Here is a 2,345-nt window from a genome sequence, read left to right on the forward strand (position 1 = left end):
TAGTATAGAGCATTTTGAACAGGAATTAGCTGATTATATTCACTATTACAATCACAAACGAATGAAGGCAAAATTAAAAAACCTGAGCCCGGTGGAATACCGAACTCAAGTCTTAAAAGTTGCATAAAAATATTTGTCTAACTTTATTGGGTCAGATCAAAGCAGCCTGGTTTATCTTTTTTCTATTGCAATGATAAAAGGAGGATTATTTTGTTGATTGATAAACTGATACTTTATGACATGAGCCTTCTTTTGGTCAATCTCCTGACAATACGCCAATAAAGCGTCGCGCTCAACTGCACCCTCGGTGTGACCGTGATAAATCACAAGAATAATGATTCCTTCTGAAACCATTATCTCAAGCAATTGTTGTATTGCAGATATGGTGGTTTCTGGTTTTGTTACAATTGCTTTATCACTGCCAGGTAAATACCCTAAGTTAAAAATCGCTGCCGTTACCTTGCCATGATCTTTGTCAGGGATTAGCTTGTAAAGCTGTTCGTGACCTGCATGAAAAGTAGTGACTCGATCAGCCAGACCATGTTCCTTCAGTCTTTCCGTACTGGTAAGAATGGCCTCTTCCTGGACATCAAATCCATACACTCTACCGTTTTCACCAACAAGATCGGCTAGGAAAACTGTATCATGACCATTTCCCAAAGTAGCGTCAACAACCACTGCACCGCTAGTAATAGCTTTTTCAAGTAATTTCTTCGCGAAGGGAAGGATACGCTCAAGCTTCATAATTAGTTCCTCACGGTGTTCTCTTGATAATATTTTCCCTGATAGCTGTTTCTTCTTTTTAACTCGGCATCAATGGAATTAAGTACTTCCCACTTATTGACACTCCACATCGGTCCTACCATTAAATCAATCGGTCCATCACCCGTAATTCGATGAACAATCATTTCCGGCGGTAAAATTTCTAATTGGTCACATACTAAATTGACATAGTCTTCTTGAGAAAGAAACTCCAGCATTCCTTTTTCATACTGTTTAACCATTGGAGTTCCTTTTAGTAAATGAAGCAAATGAATTTTAATTCCTTGGACATCAAGCTTTGCAACTTCCCTTGCAGTTTCCATCATCATTTCATACGATTCAAGCGGTAATCCATTGATAAGGTGAGAGCAAATCCGGATTCCATGTTTTCTAAGCTTATTTACACCTTCGACATAACATTGGAAATCGTGAGCACGATTGATTAATAAGGCTGTACGTTCATGTACCGTTTGCAAGCCAAGTTCAACCCATAGATACGTTCTTTTGTTTAAGTCAGCTAGATATTCAACGACATCATCTGGGAGACAATCTGGGCGGGTAGCAATCGATAATCCAACTACACCCTCCTGTTTGAGAACACTTTCAAACTTTTCACGGAGAACTTCAACCGGTGCATGAGTATTCGTATAGGCTTGAAAGTAGGCCATGTACTTTCCATCTTTCCATTTCGTATGCATTTTTTCCTTGATATCAAGAAATTGTGTTTCTAGGCTCTCAGTTCGGTCACCGGCAAAATCACCAGAACCAGCAGCACTGCAAAAAGTACAACCGCCGTGAGCAACCGTACCATCACGGTTTGGGCAATCGAAACCGCCATCTAAAGCAACTTTAAAAACTTTATGGCCAAATTGCTGGCGAAGGTGATAATTCCATGTATGATAACGTTTATCGTCTGTAGCATATGGAAAAGGGTTGGTCTGAGTCAATTCAGAAACCTCCTTTTTATTTTTTAACATAACTTACATTTTAACATGAAAAGAAGGGCTTATCCATTTGTAATAATTGTATTTGATCTAGCCCCAGCGCCTAGGGGCTCGGTGGAAAAAGAAAAATCACTTTTTCCTCGGTCATAAGACAATCCGTCAAGAAGGTTAAAGAGCGCAACCTTTCTGCCGGCTCGCCTTATGCCTGTCGCCCCTGGGAAAAAATGAATTGCTTTTTTCCTTGGACAAGGCGCCTCCGCTTTTCTAATTTGGTATTAATTATCAATGGTAAGTTGTAATAGGAAAAGTGAGAGAGAACAAAATAAGAGATGAAGCCCTGAGCTTCAAGACATTAGGGTTAGGATTTTTGTGTCACCAAAAAAAAGGGGGTCCTTAGATGGCTACACGTGCTTCAATGGACACATTAATGCAGCAATGTGAGGATACAATCCGCTATGCGAAAGAACAGTTTGAAACGAGCAGCATTCAAGAGCATTACAATAATGATGACTATACAAAGGCCTTACAGGATCTTGAACAAACCTATCAGGATATTGCAAAAATGGCCCATAGTGCGAATTCTCAGCAGCGGGACCAACTCCATCGTATGAGATTACAAATACAGCAGCTTCAAAACAC

At 39.9% G+C, this 2,345-nt stretch carries 4 protein-coding genes; 2 read left to right on the top strand and 2 right to left on the bottom strand.

Annotated elements, in window-relative coordinates; all coding sequences use genetic code 11:
- Nucleotides 1-127 (top strand): IS3 family transposase (locus CHI06_RS22595; protein WP_142301005.1); only part of this gene is annotated, 127 nt, incomplete at its 5' end.
- A 44-nt stretch (nt 128-171) separates the two neighbouring features.
- Here the strand turns inward: CHI06_RS22595 and CHI06_RS22600 are convergent.
- Both CHI06_RS22600 and CHI06_RS22605 read right to left on the bottom strand, forming a co-directional pair.
- Nucleotides 172-744 (bottom strand): class I SAM-dependent methyltransferase, encoded by a 573-nt coding sequence (locus tag CHI06_RS22600; RefSeq protein WP_095250821.1) that lies wholly within the window; start codon nt 742-744, stop codon nt 172-174.
- Between the two features lie 2 nt (nt 745-746).
- The gene (locus CHI06_RS22605) at nt 747-1,709 is read right to left on the bottom strand and encodes a TIGR01212 family radical SAM protein (protein ID WP_095250822.1); all 963 of its coding nucleotides are present in this window, start codon (nt 1,707-1,709) and stop codon (nt 747-749) included.
- 394 nt (nt 1,710-2,103) lie between these two features.
- Here CHI06_RS22605 and CHI06_RS22610 point away from each other — a divergent pair.
- Nucleotides 2,104-2,345, top strand: a 242-nt coding sequence (locus CHI06_RS22610) for a YtzC family protein (RefSeq protein ID WP_095250823.1), incomplete at its 3' end; no start/stop codon positions are given.

Origin of the sequence: Bacillus sp. 7884-1 (assembly GCF_002272245.1) — a bacterium.
In the GTDB taxonomy this organism is placed as follows: domain Bacteria; phylum Bacillota; class Bacilli; order Bacillales; family Cytobacillaceae; genus Neobacillus.

Excerpts from the sequence above, each read along its gene's own strand:
- CHI06_RS22600 (WP_095250821.1), bottom strand. The coding sequence starts at position 744 with ATGAAGCTTGAGCGTATCCTTCCCTTCGCGAAGAAATTACTTGAAAAA.